Annotated in this window: 13 protein-coding genes; 3 read left to right on the top strand and 10 right to left on the bottom strand. The window is 67.5% G+C overall.

All coding sequences use genetic code 11. The features are described 5' to 3' along the window. Positions 1–39 precede the first annotated feature (39 nt). The 8 genes from uvrC to AC1DC5_RS07150 form a co-directional block, all read right to left on the bottom strand. On the bottom strand, positions 40–2,064 hold the full coding sequence (gene uvrC, locus AC1DC5_RS07185; RefSeq protein ID WP_441404031.1) for an excinuclease ABC subunit UvrC: 2,025 nt from the start codon (positions 2,062–2,064) through the stop codon (positions 40–42). 63 nt (positions 2,065–2,127) lie between these two features. Continuing rightward, positions 2,128–2,796, bottom strand: coding sequence for a lysophospholipid acyltransferase family protein (locus AC1DC5_RS07180; RefSeq protein ID WP_056433952.1), 669 nt, complete (start codon positions 2,794–2,796; stop codon positions 2,128–2,130). Further along, entirely contained in the window at positions 2,783–3,577 is a 795-nt protein-coding gene (locus tag AC1DC5_RS07175) for an HAD hydrolase-like protein (RefSeq protein WP_476864685.1), read from the bottom strand. Before AC1DC5_RS07175 ends, AC1DC5_RS07180 begins: the two co-directional genes overlap by 14 nt. Positions 3,578–3,701: 124 nt before the next feature. Continuing rightward, a complete protein-coding gene (gene uvrA / locus AC1DC5_RS07170) occupies positions 3,702–6,542 on the bottom strand; it encodes an excinuclease ABC subunit UvrA (protein WP_441404318.1) in 2,841 nt (946 codons plus the stop codon). A gap of 221 nt (positions 6,543–6,763) precedes the next feature. Beyond that, a complete protein-coding gene (locus AC1DC5_RS07165) occupies positions 6,764–7,165 on the bottom strand; it encodes a GntR family transcriptional regulator (protein WP_441404029.1) in 402 nt (133 codons plus the stop codon). Next, entirely contained in the window at positions 7,162–9,045 is a 1,884-nt protein-coding gene (locus AC1DC5_RS07160; protein ID WP_441404317.1) for an ABC transporter ATP-binding protein, read from the bottom strand. Before AC1DC5_RS07160 ends, AC1DC5_RS07165 begins: the two co-directional genes overlap by 4 nt. A gap of 110 nt (positions 9,046–9,155) precedes the next feature. Further along, positions 9,156–10,868 carry an ABC transporter ATP-binding protein gene (locus AC1DC5_RS07155; RefSeq protein ID WP_441404316.1) on the bottom strand — a complete coding sequence of 571 codons (1,713 nt, stop codon included), beginning with the start codon at positions 10,866–10,868 and terminating at the stop codon, positions 9,156–9,158. A 165-nt stretch (positions 10,869–11,033) separates the two neighbouring features. Continuing rightward, a complete protein-coding gene (locus AC1DC5_RS07150; RefSeq protein ID WP_476864684.1) occupies positions 11,034–11,813 on the bottom strand; it encodes a trans-aconitate 2-methyltransferase in 780 nt (259 codons plus the stop codon). Positions 11,814–11,942: 129 nt separating this feature from the next. Between AC1DC5_RS07150 and AC1DC5_RS07145 the strand changes: the two genes are divergently transcribed. The 3 genes from AC1DC5_RS07145 (at position 11,943) to AC1DC5_RS07135 (ending at position 16,455) form a co-directional block, all read left to right on the top strand. Further along, the gene (locus AC1DC5_RS07145; RefSeq protein ID WP_441404027.1) at positions 11,943–14,489 is read left to right on the top strand and encodes a DEAD/DEAH box helicase; all 2,547 of its coding nucleotides are present in this window, start codon (positions 11,943–11,945) and stop codon (positions 14,487–14,489) included. Positions 14,490–14,546: 57 nt separating this feature from the next. Continuing rightward, entirely contained in the window at positions 14,547–15,044 is a 498-nt protein-coding gene (locus tag AC1DC5_RS07140; RefSeq protein ID WP_441404026.1) for a GNAT family N-acetyltransferase, read from the top strand. A 136-nt stretch (positions 15,045–15,180) separates the two neighbouring features. Continuing rightward, entirely contained in the window at positions 15,181–16,455 is a 1,275-nt protein-coding gene (locus tag AC1DC5_RS07135; protein ID WP_441404315.1) for an alpha/beta fold hydrolase, read from the top strand. A 39-nt stretch (positions 16,456–16,494) separates the two neighbouring features. Here the strand turns inward: AC1DC5_RS07135 and AC1DC5_RS07130 are convergent, their stop codons facing one another. Together AC1DC5_RS07130 and AC1DC5_RS07125 are read right to left on the bottom strand one after the other, a co-directional pair. Beyond that, a complete protein-coding gene (locus AC1DC5_RS07130; RefSeq protein WP_441404025.1) occupies positions 16,495–17,898 on the bottom strand; it encodes an MFS transporter in 1,404 nt (467 codons plus the stop codon). A 27-nt stretch (positions 17,899–17,925) separates the two neighbouring features. Continuing rightward, on the bottom strand, positions 17,926–18,954 hold the full coding sequence (locus tag AC1DC5_RS07125; protein WP_441404024.1) for a TerC family protein: 1,029 nt from the start codon (positions 18,952–18,954) through the stop codon (positions 17,926–17,928). Between the last annotated feature and the right edge of the window lie 72 nt (positions 18,955–19,026).

The following is a 19,026-nucleotide window of genomic DNA, read 5'->3' as shown; positions in this document are numbered from 1 at the left end:
TTCCCAAGTCCTTACCCTAGCTAAGTTTGCCGGTGCTAGCTAAGTCTCAAGGATTTCGCCGGTGGTCATGTTGATCGCGGGCACGGTGGTGGCGCCGTCGTCGTCGGTGAAGTGCCGGACGATCGCCGCGGCCAGCGACGGACCGATCCCCTTGGCGCCGGTGAGTTCCTCGACGCTGGCCGTCCTGATGCTCTTGACCGAGCCGAACTGGGCGAGCAGGGCCTTGCGCTTGGATTCGCCGAGGCCGGGCACACCGTCCAGCGCGGAGACGGTCATCGCCTTGCCGCGCTTTTGCCGGTGGAACGAAATCGCGAAGCGGTGGGCCTCGTCGCGGATGCGCTGGAGCAGGTACAGCCCGGCCGAGGCCCGCGGCAGGATCACCGGGAAGTCGCTGTCCGGGAGCCAGACTTCCTCGAGGCGCTTGGCGAGCCCGACGACGTAGACGTCGTCGATGCCCAGTCCGGCGAGGGCGCGGGCGGCCGCGTTGACCTGCGGCTTGCCGCCGTCGACCACCACGAGGTTGGGCGGGTACGCGAACTTGGTCCGCGGCGCCGGGGTGGTGGTGTCCGCGACCGTGGACAGCGGGCCGGCCACCGCCGCGTCGGCTGTGGCGTTAAGCATGGCCTGATGGCCCGGCTGGCGGGCGGCGTCGGCCTGGACAGACTGCTCCTGCAGGTAGTTCCGGAACCGCCGCGTCAGCACGTCGTGCATGGCGGCGGTGTCGTCGTTGGCGGCCTCCCCCGTGACAGAGAACTTCCGGTAGTCGGACTTCTTGGGCAGGCCGTCCTCGACCACCACCATGGAGCCGACCACATTGGTGCCCTGGACATGCGAGATGTCGAAGCATTCGATCCGCAGCAGCGCGACCGGCAGCTCGAGGGCCTCCTGCAGTTCCTGGAGCGCCTGGGACCTCATGGTCAGATCGCCGGCACGCCGGGACTTGTGGAGTTTGAGGGCATGCTCCGCGTTCTCCCGGACCGTGGACAGCAGGGCGGCCTTGTCGCCGCGCTGCGGCACCCGGATGTCCACCCTGGCCCCGCGCAGCCCGCCGAGCCACAGCGCGAGCTCGGCGGCGTTGCTGGGTTCCACCGGGACGAGGACCTCGCGGGGCAGCCTGCCCTCAAGGCCGGCTTCCTCGCCATAGACCTGCTGGAGCAGGTGCTCGACGAGGTCCGGGGTGGTGGAGTCCTCGACCTTTTCGACGACCCAGCCGCGCTGGCCGCGGATCCGGCCGCCGCGGACGTGGAAGACCTGGACGGCGGCTTCGAGTTCATCCTCATGCAGGGCGAAGACGTCCGCGTCGGTGCCCTCGGCAAGGACCACGGCGTTGCGTTCGAAGACCTTCTTGAGCGCGACGATGTCATCCCGGATCCGGGCCGCCCGCTCGTAGTCCAGTTCCGCCACCGCGGCGGCCATGTCCTTTTCGAGCCTCGTGACGAACGGTTTGGCCTCACCGCCCATAAAGGTGCAGAAGTCCTCGGCCAGGGCGCGGTGGTCCGCGGCCGAGATGCGCCCGACGCACGGTGCCGCGCACTTGTCGATGTAGCCGAGCAGACAGGGCCTGCCGCTGGCTTCGGCCCGTTTCAGGACTCCAGGGCTGCAGCTGCGGACCGGGAAGACGCGCAGCAGGGTGTCCATGGTGTCCCGGATGGCCCCGGCGGTGTACGGGCCGAAGTATCGGGTGCCCTTGCGCCGCTCGCCGCGCAGGACCTGGACCCGGGGGTACTTCTCCCCCATCGAGACGGCGAGGTACGGGTAGCTTTTGTCATCCCGGAACATCACGTTGAACCGGGGCGTGAATTCCTTGATCCAGGTGTACTCGAGCTGCAGCGACTCGAGCTCGCTGCTGACGACCGTCCACTCGACGCTGCTGGCCGTGTGCACCATGGCATACGTTTTGGGGAGCAGCCCCGCCGGATTGGCGAAGTAGGAGTTCAGCCTCGCGCGGAGGTTCTTGGCCTTCCCGACGTAGACGACCCGGCCGTGCGGGTCGCGAAAGCGGTACACGCCCGGATTGGTCGGAATTTCACCCGTCTGGGGTCGGTAACTCGCTGGATCTGCCACAGTTCAAGTCTACTGAGGAGGCAGCCGTGCCCTTGACGGTTAAGCCGCGGGCAGGGTTTTGCGCTAGTCGGTGGCTTTGCTCTGGTTGTAGCTCGTGGAGCGCTCCTGGCCGCTGAGTCCGGCGATCGCGTCCATGATGCGGTCGGTGGCCTGGCGGCGGGCAGGCAGGGAATGGTCCGGCCCCGTCTTGTCGAAGTACAGCGGTTCGCCGACCTTCATGGTGAAGTGCTGCGGCTTGACCGACTTGCTGTCCGCAGGCTGCAGGTTCTCGGTGCCGATCAGGCCGACCGGGATCACGGGGGCGCCCGTGGTCAGGGCCAGCCAGCCAACGCCGGTGCGGCCGCGGTAGAGGATTCCGTCCCGGGAGCGGGTGCCTTCCGGGTAGATCCCGACGCCCTTGCCGGAGTCGAGGATCTCCAGCAGGGTCTTGAGCGCCTGGACGCTGGCGGCCTGCTCGCCGCGTTCCACCGGGATGGATCCGACGGCTTCGAAGAAGGACTTCATCACTTTGCCCTTGACACCGCCGGTGGTGAAATATTCCGCTTTGGCGAAGAAGGCCACGGGGCGGGGCATAAGCGCCTGGACGATCACGCTGTCCAGGAAGGACAGGTGGTTGGGTGCCACGATGAACGGGCCCTCCTTGGGCACGTTTTCCAGTCCGATGACCGTCGGCCGGCAGGTGGAGCTGACAAGGCCCCGCGTGGTCCAGCGGATTGCGTCAAACATTGCCATCGGTGTGCACCTCGTCTTGGGCTGGTGTCGTCAGGTCGGGGGTCACTGCCCGGTTCGCTGGGCTGCTGTCCGCCGCGCTGCTGCGCGAATGTGCCGCGTCGCGCCGGGCAATCGTCTCAAACAGGGCTGAGCTGCTGTGCACGATCTCCACGGCTCCCGCCTCGTCCAGTTCGCCGTCCGGAGCGAAGCCCCAGCCTACGCCGATGCAGTCGAGGCCGTTGGCAGCGGCGCCGGCCACGTCCTGCGCCCGGTCCCCCACCATCACTGCGTGTTGTGTGTCCAGGCCATGAAGCGCGGAGAGGTCCGCGAGGGCGGCGGCGACGATCCCGGCCTTCCCCGACGGCTCGCCCGCCGCTGCCGCCTCGTCGGCGGCCGCGCCGCGGATGGTGTGGAACAGGCCGGCGATGCCGTGGTGCTCCAGGACTGTCTTGGCGATGCCTTCGGGTTTCTGGGTGGCCACGGCGATGGGCCGTCCGTCCTGCGCAAAGGATTCCAGCAGGTCCCGGATTCCCGGGTAGAGCCGGCTCTGCGCGATGCCGGTGGTGCGGTAGTGCGCGCGGTAGATCCGGATGGCGTCGTCGAGCCGGTCGGCGGGGACCCCGGCGATATCCGTGAGGGAATGGCTGAGTTTCGGGCCGATCATGGCGTCCATCCGGTCCTTGCCGGGGATGCCGAGTCCGAGCTCCGTGAGGGCCGCTGCGATTCCGTCCGTTATGCCCCCGGCCGGATCGACAAGAGTGCCGTCCAGGTCGAAGATCACGGGCACTGTTGTTTGGGTCACCGGCCTAGTTTCTCACGAGTGGACTGATGCCAGAAACTCGCATGCCCCGACCGGAATATAAGGTCGCCCGCAACGCCGATGCATCCGCGGCGGATGCTGCGGATGCATCGGGGCGTGGCGTGGCTTACGCCAGGATGTCGGCCAGGAACGCTGCCGTGTGGCTTTCCGTGGACTTGGCCACCTGTTCCGGAGTTCCCGAGGCGACAATCCGGCCGCCGCCGGATCCGCCGTCGGGGCCCAGGTCGACGATCCAGTCCGCGCTCTTGATGACATCGAGGTTGTGCTCGATGGTGATGACCGTGTTGCCCTTGTCCACGAGGCCCTGGAGCACCAGCAGCAGCTTCCGGATGTCCTCGAAGTGGAGACCCGTGGTGGGCTCGTCCAGCACGTAGATGCTGCGCCCGTTGGACCGCTTCTGCAGCTCCGCCGCGAGCTTGACGCGCTGCGCCTCGCCGCCGGAGAGCGTGGTGGCGGGCTGGCCCAGCCGGACGTAGCCGAGTCCGACGTCGACGAGGGTGCTGAGGTGCCGGGCGATCGGCGAGAAGGCCGCGAAGAACTCGGCGCCTTCCTCGATCGGCATGTTCAGGACATCGGCGATCGTTTTGCCCTTGTAGTGGACTTCCAGCGTTTCACGGTTGTACCGGGCTCCGTGGCAGACCTCGCAGGGCACGTAGACGTCTGGCAGGAAGTTCATCTCGATCTTCAGCGTGCCGTCGCCGGAACACGCCTCGCAGCGGCCGCCCTTGACGTTGAAGGAGAACCGGCCCGGCAGGTAACCGCGGACCTTCGCCTCTGTGGTCTCGGCGAACAGTTTGCGGATGTTGTCGAACACACCCGTGTAGGTGGCCGGGTTGGAACGCGGTGTGCGGCCGATGGGGCTTTGGTCGACGTGCACCACCTTGTCGAGGTGCTCGAGGCCCTGAATCGACTTGTGCCGTCCTGCCACCTGTTTGGCGCCGTTGAGCTTGTTGGCCAGGACCTTGTAGAGGATCTCGTTGACCAAGGTGGACTTGCCGGACCCGCTGACGCCGGTCACCGCAGTGAAGAGTCCCAGCGGGAAGGCAGCATCCACGTTCAGGAGGTTGTTCTCCTTGGCGCCGACCACCTTGAGTTCGCGCTTTTTGTCGTATTTGCGCCGTTTCTTCGGGACGTCAATCCGCTTACGACCCGAGAGGTAGTCGCCGGTGAGCGATTCGGTGTTCTCGAGGAGTTCCTTGTAGGAACCGGAGTGCACCACCATGCCGCCGTGCTCCCCGGCGCCGGGCCCGATGTCCACCACCCAGTCGGCTTCCTGGATGGTGTCTTCGTCGTGTTCCACCACAATCAGGGTGTTGCCGAGGTCGCGGAGCCGGGTGAGGGTCTCGATGAGGCGGCGGTTGTCGCGCTGGTGCAGGCCGATGGACGGCTCGTCCAGGACGTACAGCACACCCACCAGGCCGGAGCCGATCTGCGTGGCAAGCCGGATGCGCTGGGCCTCGCCGCCCGACAGCGTGCCGGAGGGCCGTTCCAGGTTCAGGTACTCCAGGCCGACGTCGAGGAGGAAGGTCAGGCGGGCCTGGATCTCCTTGAGGACCTGGTTCGCGATCTGGGCTTCGCGGCCGGTGAGGACGAGGTGGTCCAGGAAGTGGGCGCATTCGCGCATCGGCAGGGCGGCGACCTCCGCGATCGACTTGCCGTTGATCAGCACCGAGAGCGACGCCGGGTTCAGGCGCGCGCCGTTGCAGGCCGGGCATGGGATCTGCCGCATGTATTCCTCGTAGCGGTCGCGGGCCGAGTCCGAGTCCGTTTCGAGGTGCTTGCGGTGAACGTACTGGATGACGCCCTCGAAGCCGGTGCTGTATTTGCGTTCGCGGCCGAAGCGGTTGCGGTATTGCACCACCACTTTGTGGTCCTTGCCGTGCAACACCGTCTGGCGGGCGTCCTCGGACAGCTTGTCCCACGGGGTGGTCATGGAGAAGCCGAGTTCGCTGGCGAGGCCGTCGAGCAGGCGGTTCCAGTACTCGGTGGTGGCGGTGCCGAGGGACCAGGGCGCGATGGCGCCCTCCCCCAGGGACAGTTCGCCGTTCGGGATGATGAGTTCCTCATCAACCTCCAGCTTGGTGCCGATGCCGCTGCAGGCCGAGCAGGCGCCGAACGGGTTGTTGAAGGAGAACGAGCGCGGTTCAATCTCGTCGATCGCGAGCGGGTGCTCGTTGGGGCAGGCGAGGTGCTCGGAGAACGCCCTGATCCGTTCGGGGTGGTCCTCTTCGAGGTCCACAAACTCGGCCAGGATCCGCCCCTCGGCCAGGCCGAGGGCGGTCTCCACCGAGTCGGTGAGGCGCTGGCTGATGCCGTCCTTGACCACGAGTCGGTCCACGACCACTTCGATGGTGTGCTTGAACTGCTTGCCGAGCTTGGGCGGATCGCTGAGCTGGATCAGCTTGTCGTCGACCCGCGCCCGGGAGTAGCCCTTGGCGGTGAGTTCCTTGAACAGTTCGACGAATTCGCCCTTGCGGCCGCGGACCACGGGGGCCAGAACCTGGAAGCGGGTTCCATCCGGCAGTTCCAGCAGTTGGTCGACGATCTGCTGCGGGGTCTGCTTCGTGACGGGCTCGCCGCAGACGGGGCAGTGCGGGCGGCCGACACGGGCCCACAGGAGGCGCATGTAGTCGTAGATCTCGGTGATGGTGCCCACGGTGGAACGGGGGTTCTTGCTGGTGGATTTCTGGTCGATGGACACCGCGGGCGAGAGCCCTTCGATGAAGTCGACGTCGGGCTTGTCCACTTGGCCCAGGAACTGCCGGGCGTAGGCGGAGAGCGATTCGACGTAGCGGCGCTGGCCCTCGGCGAAGATCGTGTCGAACGCCAGGGAAGACTTGCCGGAGCCCGAGAGACCGGTGAACACGATCATTGAATCGCGCGGCAGATCGAGGTCCACGTTGCGCAGGTTGTGCTCCCGCGCGCCCTTGACGACGAGCCGGGACATGTCCGGTCGTGTCACTGCGGGGCGGGTTTCGACGGCGCGTCCCGGCTTTGCGGAGTCCTTGGGAACTGCAGTCTCCGGGACTGCGGCGGGCTGGGTATCAACGGCTGGATCTTCAGCTACGGCTTTAGGCACGCTACCAATGCTAATCGAAAACTTCTTCGAATATCCATTCCCGGCCGTGTCCCGCGCCGGGGACTGCCGGCCGCTGTGTTAGCGGCCGGCTACTCGCGGTCATAGGCGGCGGCGAGCAGCTGCACGGCCTCGGCGAAGCTGGCACCCTGGGCCTTGGCCGAGGCTGCGAATTCGGCGGCGGCGTCGGAGAGCGAGCTCCAGGCCTCGTCCCGGGCGCACACCACCGTCCCGTTCCGGCCGCGGGTCACCACGACGCCGGCGGCCTCCAATTCCTTGTAGGCGCGCGCCACAGTGTGCGGAGCGACGGCCAGCTCGCCGGCGAGGCTCCGGACTGCGGGGAGCTTCGTTCCGGGCGCCAGGGTCCCGTTGTCGGCCCGTTCGATGATGTTGAGCCGGAGCTGTTCAAACAACGGGACGGTGCTGCCCGGATTGGGCCGCCAGGCGCCGGGGAAGGGTGTCACTGATGTTGCTGAAGTATCACTGGTCGTCACTGTCCGGGCTCCTGGGCACTCTTAGGCTGTTCGCGGCGGGCGAACTGCGCCTCGTACAATTCCACGTAGAGCCCGCACTTGGCCATCAGCTGCTGATGGGTCCCCTGTTCAACGATCCGTCCTTGGTCCATGACCAGAATTAGATCAGCGTCCCGCACGGTGGACAAGCGGTGGGCAACGACGAAGCTTGTGCGGCCGTGCCGGAGCCGTTGCATCGCCTGCCGGATCTGCAGTTCGGTGCGGCTGTCGACGGAGCTGGTGGCTTCGTCGAGGATCAGGATGCTGCGCCCGGCCAGGTGCGCCCTGGCGATGGAAATGAGCTGGCGCTGGCCGCGGCTCAGCGAGTCGCCGTCGTTGCCGAGCATGGTGGCGTAGCCGCCGGGGAGGGATCGGACGAACTGGTCCACGTGGCTGGCCTGCGCCGCGGCAACAATATCCGCTTCGCCGGCGCCGGGGCGCCCGTACTCGATGTTGTCCCGGATGCTGCCGGTGAACAGCCACGCGTCCTGCAGCACCGTTCCGAACCTGGACCGCAGTTCATCCCGGGACAGATCAGCGATGTCCGTGCCGTCGACAGTGATGCGGCCGGATTCCAGTTCGTAGAAGCGCATCAGGAGGTTCACCACGGTGGTCTTGCCGGCGCCGGTGTGGCCCACGATAGCCACGGTCTGCCCGGGTTCGACGGTGAAGGACAAATCCTGGACCACCGGCGAGCCGGTGCTGTAGCCGAAGGTGACCTGGTCAAAGGCGACCCGGCCGTAGACCCGGCCAGCGGTGTCGGCCGGGTCTGCCGCGGACGCCGCCTCCTCGGCCGGGTCCGCCACGGACCGCGCGGCGCTTGGGTCAGCGCCGGTGACGCCGGGCTCCGCCGGGATCTCCGGCGCGTCAAGGAGTTCGAAGACCCGGCCGGCCGAAACGAGGCAGGACTGCATCAGGGTGAGCATGCCGCCAATCTGCCCCATCGGCTGGCTGAAGAGCCGGGTGAACTGGATGAAGGCCTGGAGGCCGCCGATGGTCATGGCGCCGGCCAGCACCTGGAGCGCCCCGACGACGGCAACGGCGATGTAGTTGAGGTTAGACACAAAGACCATCAGGGGCTGAACAACGCCGGAAACGTACTGGGCGCGGGCGCTGGCCCGGTACAACTTGTCGTTGCCGTCCTTGAAACTGGCAGCGGCGGCATCCTGCCGGCCGAAGGCCATGAGTACCTCGTGGCCGGTGAAGAATTCTTCCAGCTGGGCGTGCAGTTCGCCGGTGCTTCCCCACTGCTCGGCGAAATGGGCCTGGGACTTCCTGGCCACGAGGACGGTGATGAGCGTTGATACCGGGACGGAGACCAGCGCAACCAGGGCCAGAACCGGGGAGAGCCACAGCATCATGGCCAGCGCCCCGGAGAGCATCAGCAGCGACATGATCAGCTGGTTGAGCAGCTGATTCAGGGCCTGGGCGATGTTGTCGACGTCGTTCGTGGCGCGGCTCAGCACGTCCCCGCGGTGCTGCTCATCAAAATGGCTGGACGGCAGCACCTGCAGTTTGGCCTCCACCGAGGCCCGGAGCCCGTAGCCGAGGCGCTGCACGGCGACGGCTGTCAGGGTGCCCTGGATCCAGCTGAAGACGGAAGCCCCCAGGTACATCACGGACACCCCCGCCAGCAGCGCGGCGAGCATTTCCTCGTTGAAGGATCCCCCGACCACACCCGCAACCACGACGTCGGTGGCGTCACCCAGGACCTTCGGCGCCGCCACGTTGAGTACCACGAACGCGCACGTGGCGGCGATGACTCCCACCATCCGCCACTTGGACGGCCGCAGCAGTCCGAGCAGGCGCCCGGCGGTCCGCCAGCGGAACCGGCTGCCCGTCGGTGCCTCCTCCTGGGCCATCACCGGGAGGGACTGGCTGCGGCCGCCGGACGGGGTGTCCACCAGGGGCTGGTCTTTGGCGTCCCGCGCGGCAGGTGCATCCGTGCCGGCGCCGACCGCCTGTTCCGGGGTCACAGGGTTTCCTCCAGCACCAGCTGGGAGGCGGCGATTTCCCGGTAGCTCGCCGAGGATTCCATCAGCTGCTGATGTGTTCCCTGCGCCACCAGCCGGCCGTCCTCAAGGACCAGGATCAGGCCCGCGTCCACGATCGTCGCCACCCGTTCGGCGACAACCAGGACGGTGGCCGTGCGCAGCAGCGGCGCCATGGCCTCGCGGAGCCGGTAGTCGGTGCCGTAGTCCAGTGCCGAGAAGCTGTCGTCGAACAAGTACACGGGAGCCTCCCGAAGCAGGGCGCGTGCGATGCACAGGCGCTGCCGCTGCCCGCCGGAGAAATTCGTGCCGCCCTGGCTCACCGGCGCCTCCAGTCCCAGCGGCAGCTTCCGCACAAACCCCTCCGCCTGCGCGCTGCCCAGCACACGCCACAGGTCCTCGTCCGTCGCCGACGGGGCGGCCATCCGCAGGTTCCCGGCAAGCGTCCCGGAGAACAGATAGGAATGCTGGGGTACGACGGCGATCAGGCTCCGCAAAGTGTCCAGCGGGAGGCCGCGCACATCGCAGCCGCCGATGCTGATTTTCCCGCCGGTAGCGGCGAGGAACCTGGGCAACAGGTTCAGAAGGGTGGTTTTGCCACTGCCCGTGGCGCCGATGACGGCTGTCACGGTCCCGGGAACGGCCGTGAAGCTGACCCCGTCGAGGACCGGAGCCTCGGCGCCGGGATACGCGAAGGAGACGTTCCGGAACTGCACTGCGTGGCCCTCGGGGGTGGCGCCGCCCGGGCCGTCCGTGATCGCCGGCGCCGTGTCGAGGACCGCCTGGATCCGCTCCGCGCAGGCTGCCGCCCGCGGGGCCGTCATAAAGACGTACATGGCCATCATGATGGCGATCAGGATCTGCAGGATATACGCGATGAACGCCGTCAAGGCGCCCAGCCGCATCTCGCCGGCCTCGATCCGGTGTCCGCCGAACCAGACCACACCGACAGAGGACAGATTGACCACCAGCATGATCAGCGGCATCATTCCGGCGACCAGCAGCGCGGACCGCAGGTTGTTCTTCGTCAGGTCCTTGTTGAGCGAGTCGAAACGCCGGATCTCGTAACTTTGGCGGACAAAGCCGCGGATGACATTGGCCCCGATGATCTGCTCACGCAGCATCCGGCTGGTCCGGTCGATGAGTTCCTGGCCCTGCCGGTAGAGGGGCACGAGCCGCCGGACGATCAGGATCATGATGACGGCGAGCACCGGGATCACAGCGACCACGATTCCGGACAGGGCGATGTCCTGGTGCAGGGCCAGCACGATCCCGCCGACAAAGATCGCCGGCGCGGCGACCAGCATCGTGAACACGAGGACCACCAGGTTCTGGATCTGCGCGACATCGTTGGTTGCCCGCGTGACCAGGCTGGCAGCGCCGAACGCGGCGACTTCCTGGGAGGACATGGACTGCACTTTGGCGAACAGCTCTGCGCGAAGTTCCCGGCCCAGCTCCATGGCCGCGACGGCGCCCAGATAGCCGGCGGCAATGGCCGTGACGACCTGCACCAGGGCGATCGCGGCCATCCAGGACCCCAACCGCAGGATCGCCGGGACGTCCCCGCCGACTACTCCGTCATCGATGATGGCCGCGTTCAGGGTGGGAAGGAGGAGGCTGGCAGTGGTCTGCACCAGCTGCAGGAGCACGATGGCGAGCACGGTCCCTTTGTGGGCGGCTAACAGCCGGCCCATCAGGCCTATAAGCACCGATCCTCCATCGCTAATTTAGGGCATGGATTCAGCTTCGCGACTGCAGCGGCCCCCACGCTGCCCCGACATTGTAAGCACGATCACACAGTGCTCTGTTGTCACACGTCGGCCGGCCGCGGTGGCCGTTCAGAAAGGAGCGTCCGCGGGTCATTCCCGCTTGCGGGCCACGGCGAAGATCCGGCGGAACGGGAACACGGTTCCGTGCGGTCCGGCCGGGTACGCCAGGGCCAGCTGCGCCGAGTACTCGGCTTCGAAATCGCTGGCGTCCGGGGCGGACAGGGCGGCCAGCACCGGCCTGAGTCCGGTGCCGCGCACCCACTCCAGCACGGGATTGTCGCCGTGGAGCAGCTGGTAGTAAGTGGTTTCCCACACGTCCGCGTCGCAGTCGGCGTCGAGCATGATCTTCAAGTATTCGTCCGGTTCGCCCACGACGTCGTCGTGGCGCAGCACACCGGCGAGCCGGCCCGCCCACCCTGCGGACTCCGCCAGTCCGCGCATCAGTGCGTGCGAGGGTGCGTTGAAGTTGCCGGGGACCTGCAGCGCGAACCAGGCGCCGGGCTTGAGCGCCGCGAGCCAGCGGGCCAGCAGGTCCCGGTGGCCGGGCACCCATTGCAGGGCGGCGTTGGTGACGACGACGTCCGTCCCGGCAGAGGGCATCCAGCCGGCGATATCCGCCAGGCCGAAGGACAGATGGGGCAGCCGGCGGGTGTGCACCGCAGATCGGGCCAGCATGTCCGCGGACGAGTCCAGGCCGGTGACTTCAGCCGCGGGCCAGCGTTCGGCCAGGGTGGCGGTCAGGTTCCCGGGACCGCAGCCGAGGTCGACCACGTGGCGGGGTTCGTCCGCATGGATTCGGGCTGTCAGGTCGAAGTACGGCCGGTCCCGGTAGTCCCCGAACTGCACATACTTGGCGGGATCCCATTTCACGGTGTTTCCTCCAGTTCCCGTTCCTCCAGCCACCGGCAAACGACGCGACCTCCGAAGCCTATCCCCGGCCGGGACGGCGGCCAAGGAGGCGCGCACCCGGGACAGAGCAGGCCACTAAGCTGGGGAGCGATGAAACTTGTTGAACAGCTCCCCGCCCCGGCCGCCCGGGTCCCAGGCCGGACAGGCCTCGACCCGGACGAGCTCTACACCCGCTTCGTCGAGTGGACGGAAACCCGCGGGCTGGCCCTGTACACCGCCCAGGACGAGGCCATCATGGAGCTTGCCTCCGGCGCCAACGTCATCCTGGCAACCCCCACCGGCTCCGGCAAATCCCTCGTTGCCATCGCCGTCCACTTCCAGGCCATGGCCCGCGGACAGCGCAGCTACTACACCGCCCCGATCAAGGCCCTCGTCTCGGAGAAATTCTTCGCCCTGTGCGAGATCTTCGGCGCGGAGAACGTCGGAATGATCACCGGCGACTCAGGTGTCAACCAGGACGCCCCGATCATCTGCTGCACCGCGGAGATCCTGGCCAATATCGCGCTCCGCGAAGGCGCCGCCGCCGAGCTCGGCGCCGTCATCATGGACGAATTCCACTTCTACTCCGACCCGCAGCGCGGCTGGGCCTGGCAGGTGCCGCTCCTGGAGCTCCCCCAGGCACAGTTCCTGCTGATGTCCGCGACGCTCGGCGACGTCAGCCGCTTCGAAGCCGGCATCACCGAGCTGACCGGCCGCCCGACGACGACCGTCAGTTCGGTGGAGCGGCCCATCCCGCTGCACTATTACTACGAGCAGACGCCCGTCCACGAGACACTCGAGGAACTCCTCGCGACCAAGCAGGTTCCCGTGTACGTCGTGCACTTCAGCCAGGTGGAGGCGATCGACCGGGCCCAGAACCTGATGAGCATCAACGTCTGCACCCGCGAGGAGAAGGACAAGATCGCGGAGCTGATCGCCGGGTTCCGCTTCGCCGCCGGTTTCGGTAAGACCTTGAACCGGCTGGTCCGGCACGGCATCGGTGTCCACCACGCCGGCATGCTGCCCAAGTACCGGCGGCTGGTGGAACAGCTCGCCCAGGCCGGGCTGCTCAAGGTCATCTGCGGGACGGACACGCTCGGCGTGGGCATCAACGTCCCCATCCGCACCGTGCTGCTCACCGCGCTGAGCAAGTACGACGGCGTCCGCACCCGGCTTCTGAACTCCCGCGAATTCCACCAGATCGCGGGCCGCGCCGGACGTGCCGGCTACGACACCGCAGGAACCGTTGTGGTGCAGGCCCCGGAGCACGTCACGGAGAACGTCAAGGCGATGGCCAAGGCCACTGCCAAGTTCGGCGACGACCAAAAGAAGCTCCGCCAGGTGGTCAAGAAGAAGCCGCCGGAAGGCTTCGTGTCCTGGGGCGAACCGACCTATACACGCCTCGTGGAGTCCGTGCCGGATCCTCTGACCTCAAGCTTCACCGTGACCCACGCGATGTTGATGAACCTGATGGAACGGCCGGGAGATCCGTTCAAGGCCGCCCGCCGCCTGCTCACGGAGAACCATGAGCCGCGCTCGTCCCAGCTGCAGCTGATGAAGAAGGCCCTCGGGATCTACCGCGAATTGCTGGCCGCCGGCGTCGTGGAACGGATCCCGTCTGAGGAGCAGGGCACGGACGGCCGCACGGTCCGGCTGACGGTCCATCTGCAGGCCAACTTCGCCCTGAACCAGCCGCTGTCCCCCTTCGCTCTGGCGGCGCTGGAACTGCTGGATCCGGAGTCGCCGTCGTACGCCCTGGACGTCGTGTCCGTGATCGAGTCGACGCTGGAGAAGCCTCGGCAGATCCTGTCTGCGCAGCTGAAGAAAGCGCGCGGTGAGGCAGTCGCCGCGATGAAGGCGGACGGCATCGACTACGACCAGCGTATGGCCATGCTGGATGAGGTCACCTACCCGCAACCGCTCGCGGAGCTCCTCGGCGAGGCCTTCGATGTCTACCGCCGGGCCGCCCCGTGGATCGGTGACTTTGAGCTTGCGCCCAAGTCGGTGGTCCGGGACATGTACGAGCGGGCGATGAACTTCGGCGAGTTCGTCCAGTTCTACGGACTGGCCCGGTCCGAGGGCATTGTGCTGCGCTATCTCGCCGACGGCTTCAAGGCCCTGCGGCAGACCGTCCCGCAGGACGCCCTCCGCGAAGACCTGGAAGACCTCATCGCGTGGCTCGGCGAACTGGTCCGCCAGGTCGACTCCAGCCTGCTGGATGAGTGGGAGGAGCTCACCTCCGGCAAGGCGCCGACGCCGCACGATGCTCCCCCGCCCCCGCCGCCGTCGCTAACCTCCAACGTCCGGGCGTTCCGGGTGATGGTGCGCAACGAGATGTTCCGCCGGGTGGAGCTCTTCGCGGACGAGGACGCCACTGCCCTCGCCGAGCTCGACGCCGGTTCCGGCTGGGATGCCGAGCGCTGGGAGGACGTGCTGGATGACTACTTCGACGAACACGACGACATCGGCACCGGCCCCGACGCCCGCGGACCCGGCCTGCTGATGATCACCGAGGAACCCGGGACGTGGAAGGTGCGGCAGATCTTCGAGGACCCGGCCGGGAACCACGACTGGGGCATCTCCGCGGAGGTCGACCTCGCGGCATCCGACGAGACCGGCACCGCCGTCGTGCGTGTCACGGATGTGAACCGGCTCTAAACGGTCCTGCACGTGGGGTGGGCCCAGTCGGGCCCGGTCAACTTGTAAACTCGAACAATGAGTGTAATCCGGCCCGCGACGGCGAATGATGTCCCCGCAATCCTGCAGATGATCCATGACCTGGCCATCTACGAGAAGGAGCCGGACGCCGTCCGGAACACTCCGGAGATGCTGAGCGAGGTCCTCTTCGGCGAGAATCCGCGCGTGTTCGCCGCCATGGCCGAGAACGAGGACGGCGACGTCCGGGGGTTCGCCCTCTGGTTCCTGAACTACTCCACGTGGGAAGGCGTCCACGGTATCTACCTGGAGGACCTCTACGTGCGGCCCGAGGCCCGCGGCGAGGGCCACGGCAAAGCACTCCTGCAGCATCTGGCCGCGACCGCCGTGGACCGCGGCTACGCGCGCGTCGAATGGAGCGTCCTGGACTGGAACGAGCCCTCCATCAATTTCTACAAGAAACTCGGCGCCAACCCGATGGAGGAATGGTCCACGTTCCGCCTTACCGGCGAAGCGCTTGAAGCCTTCGGGGCCAGCAAAGCCGAAGCCCGTGGCTGACCTGTCTGCGTCCCGGACGGCGGCCGATCTGCCCCTGGCCGACCTGCCCCTGGCCGGATCCGGTGCCGCGGGCCTGCTCGAGGCGGCGCGGCCGCCGGTCCCCCACACCATCAAGGCACGGCACGAATACCGCGGGATGCGCACCGCGGAGCATTACTTCGAGGTGCCGCTGGACCATTTCGGCGGCGACGCGCCGGCCGGCGAGACCATCACCGTCTTTGCCCGCGAATACGTCTCCACGGACCACACCGAGGAGGAGGCCGCCCGGCTCCCGTGGCTGCTCTACCTCCAGGGCGGCCCGGGCGGCCGCGGCAACCGCCTCCCCTCCCTTGGCGGCTGGAGCAAAGCCGCCGCCAAGGACTTCCGCATCCTGATGCTGGACCAGCGCGGCACCGGTCTGTCCTCCGCGATCGACCGCAACACCCTGCCGCTGCGCGGGAACGATGCCGACCAGGCGGGCTACCTGGCGCACTTCCGTGCGGATTCGATCGTCGCCGATGCGGAGTCCATCCGGCTGGCACTGGGGTCCGCGCCGTGGTCCATCTACGGCCAGAGCTACGGCGGCTTCTGCGCCCTCAGCTACCTTTCCTTCGCCCCGGAGGGCCTTCGCGAAGCCCTGATCACCGGAGGGCTCGGCCCCCTCACGGGCCCCGCGGACCGGGTCTACCGCGCCACCTTCCAGCGGGTGGCCGCCCGCAACGCCGAGTACTTCGGACGGTATCCCGAGGACCGTGCGGCGGTCACCCGGATCGCCCGGCACCTCCGCGACACGGAGGAATTCCTGCCCGACGGCGGACGCCTCACCGTGGAGCGCTTCCAGATGGTGGGTTCCTTCCTGGGCGGCAACACGCGGGTGGATGCGCTGCACCACCTGCTGGAGGACGCCTTCGTGGGCACGCCCGGCGGCGACCGCCTCTCGGATGCCTTCCTCGAACAGGTCCGCGGGCTCGTGTCCCGGTCGGCCAACCCGCTGTACGCGGTGATGCACGAATCGATCTACGGCCAGGGCGAGTCCACCGACTGGGCGGCCTGGCGGGTCCTGCAGGACTTCCCGGAGTTTTCCCCGGAGGCCCCCGAGCCGCTGCTTACCGGCGAGATGGTCTACCCCTGGTACTTCGAGCAGGATCCCGCGCTCCGGCCCCTGCAGGGGGTTGCCGGGCTGCTCGCGGAAAAGGACGACTGGCCGCCGCTGTACGATCCCGAACGGCTCGCACTCAACACCGTCCCGGTGGCCGCCGCCGTGTACAGCGATGACATCTATGTGGACCGCGACCTCTCGCTGGAGACGGCCGCGGCCGTCCGCGGCCTGCAGGTCTGGGAGTCTGCGGACTTCCACCATGACGGCATCGCGGACGACGGCGAGGGCATCTTCGCCCGGCTGCTCGGCCTGACCCGGTCCGTCCGGGCCTAGGCGGAGTCCGGGGCAGAGCGGCCACCGGCCCTCCGGCCGCTAGGCTGCCATTTGGAGCCGGCGGACCCTGGCCGCCGCGCGCAGGGCGGCCACAAGCACCGCCGCGGCGACTGCGGCGGCCGCCAGGTTGAGACCCTGATAGCCGACACCGCTCATCACCAGTCCGGAGAACCCTGCTCCGACCGCTCCGGCGACCCCCATCATGGTGTCTGAGACGCCCTGGACCAGGACGCGGTCATCCGCGCCGACACTCTCGGCGAGCAGGGTGGAACCGGCGATGGTGGCAGCGGACCAGCCCAGTCCGAGCAGCACCAGCCCCACCGTCACCAGGGCCGGCTCGGTGTCCCCGAAGCCGGCCACCAGGACGGACAGCAGGATCAGCCCGTGTCCCAGCAGGATGACCGGGAGCCGGCCCGTCTTGTCCGTCAGCCAGCCCATGACCGGAGACAGCGCGTACATCCCGGCGATATGCAGCGAGATGGTGAATCCGATCAGGACCAGGACGTCGGTGCTGGCGGCGTGGGCGTGGCCGGAGGGCATGTCGGCCAGCGGACCCTCGGTCAGCAACTGCAGGTGGAGGGGCGTCATGGACATCACGGCCGCCATGCAGCCGTGTGCGGCAATCACTGCGAGGAGGGCGAGCCGGGCCCGCGGGGCGGCCTTGATGGCGCGCATTCCGTGACGGAGGCCGTGCCGCCGTCGGGCCCCGGAAGTGCCTTTGGCAGCGCCGCCGGCCGCGGCTTTGGCGGCTGGGGCTCCGGTTGTTCCGGTTGCGCGGGGTTGCCCGGCGGAGCGGAGGCGTGCGGCGAGCAGCAGCGGATCCGGCCGCAGGCCCACGATCAGCAGCAATGCGGCAAGTGCCAACCCGGCCGATGAGAACACAAAGGGACCGGCTAGAGCCGGCAGGCCGAGGGCTTCCCCGACCAGGGCGCCGGGGCGGATGAGGTTGGGACCGGCGACGGCGCCGACGGTCACGGCCCACACCACGATTGCCAGGGAACGGCCGCGGTGTTCAGGTTCGGCGAGGTCGACGGCGGCGAACCGGGCCTGCAGGTTGGCGGCCGTGCCGAGTCCCAGCAAGGCCGCGGCCAGCAGCAGCACCGGGAAGCTCCCGGTTACCGTGGATACGATCACCAGCAGTGCGCCGGCCATGGCTGCGAGCAGACCCGTGACCAGGGAAGCCCGCCGGCCGCGGCGTCCGGCCAGTCCCGCGAGCGGAAGGGCGGCCGCCGCGGCGCCGAGGGTCATGGTGGTGGTTACGGAGCCCGCCCAGGCGTTGGAGCCGGACAGCTGGACGGCCAGCAGCGATCCGACGGACAGGCTGGCGCCGTTGCCGATTCCACTGAGCAGCTGCGCGGAGCTCAGCACCCAAACGGTACGGCGCTGGACCCGTTGCGGGTCCAGCGCCGTACCGTTCACAGCTGTTGTGTCAAAGATTTTCACGGTCCGAGCATAGCCGAACCGGAATACCTACTCTGCGTCGCTCAGGCTCTTGCGGGCGTCCTCTTCGAGCCGGGCGTCTAGCTTCGTCTGCGTGGCCTTGGAGCTGATCAGGCTGGCGATCACGGCGACGATGATGGTGCCGATGATCACTCCGAGGGAAACATACGTGGGGATCTCGGGGGCCCATTCGATGTGCTGGCCGCCGTTGATGAAGGGCAGCTCGTTGACGTGCATGGCATGCAGGACCAGCTTCACGCCGATGAACGCGAGGATCACCGAGAGCGCGTGCTTGAGGTAGATCAGGCGTGTCATCAGGCCGCCAAGCAGGAAGTACAGCTGCCGCAGGCCCATCAGCGCGAAGATGTTTGCGGTGAAGACGATGAACGCGCTCTGCGTCAGGCCGAAGATGGCCGGGATGGAGTCCACGGCGAAGAGCAGGTCCGTCAGGCCGATGGTCACGAAGACGATCAGCATGGGCGTGAAGACCTTCTTGCCGTCCACCACGGTGCGGAGCTTGCCGCCGTCGTACTTATCCGACATCGGCAGGACCCTGCGGATCCGGGCGATGAGCGGGTTTTCCTTGTCTTCCTCCTCGTGGCCGTCGTCCTGGGCCTGCTTCCACGCGGTCCACAGCAGGAAGGCACCGAAGATGTAGAAGACCCAGCTGAACTGTTCGATCACAATGGCACCGAGCAGGATGAAGATGCCGCGGAGGATCAGCGCGATGATGATGCCGACCATCAGCACTTCCTGCTGGTACTTACGGGGTACCGAGAAGCGGGCCATGATGATGATGAAGACAAAGAGGTTGTCGATGCTGAGGCTGTATTCCGTCACCCAGCCGGCAAGGAACTGCCCGCCGTACTCGGGGCCCGTGAAGGCGAACATGGCACCGGCGAAGACAAGCGCGAGGGCAATGTAAAACGACACCCACAGGCCGGCCTCCTTCATGGAGGGTTCGTGCGGGCGCTTGAGGACCAGCAGCAGGTCGATGGCCAGGATGATGCCGAGGACGACAAAGGAGCCAACCTCAAACCAGACGGGAAGTTCGGGCACGAAGATACCTTTCGCAGGGTGTGACAGTGCGGTGTAAGTCTCTCCGACTGGCCTGCGTGTCCGGTACCGCGT

The organism is Arthrobacter sp. 10L424 (genome assembly GCF_056395325.1).
Note: the sequence above shows the minus strand (reverse complement) of the source record. Positions and strands in the feature narration are given on the sequence as shown.

What these genes read in the sequence shown, in the direction of transcription:
- AC1DC5_RS07160 (WP_441404317.1), bottom strand. Translation starts at nt 9,045, where the DNA reads ATGGCCCAGGAGGAGGCACCGACGGGCAGCCGGTTCCGCTGGCGGACC.
- AC1DC5_RS07140 (WP_441404026.1), top strand. Translation starts at nt 14,547, where the DNA reads ATGAGTGTAATCCGGCCCGCGACGGCGAATGATGTCCCCGCAATCCTG.
- AC1DC5_RS07180 (WP_056433952.1), bottom strand. Translation starts at nt 2,796, where the DNA reads ATGGCAATGTTTGACGCAATCCGCTGGACCACGCGGGGCCTTGTCAGC.
- uvrA (WP_441404318.1), bottom strand. Translation starts at nt 6,542, where the DNA reads ATGTCCCGGCTCGTCGTCAAGGGCGCGCGGGAGCACAACCTGCGCAAC.
- AC1DC5_RS07155 (WP_441404316.1), bottom strand. Translation starts at nt 10,868, where the DNA reads ATGGGCCGGCTGTTAGCCGCCCACAAAGGGACCGTGCTCGCCATCGTG.
- AC1DC5_RS07145 (WP_441404027.1), top strand. Translation starts at nt 11,943, where the DNA reads ATGAAACTTGTTGAACAGCTCCCCGCCCCGGCCGCCCGGGTCCCAGGC.
- AC1DC5_RS07135 (WP_441404315.1), top strand. Translation starts at nt 15,181, where the DNA reads ATGCGCACCGCGGAGCATTACTTCGAGGTGCCGCTGGACCATTTCGGC.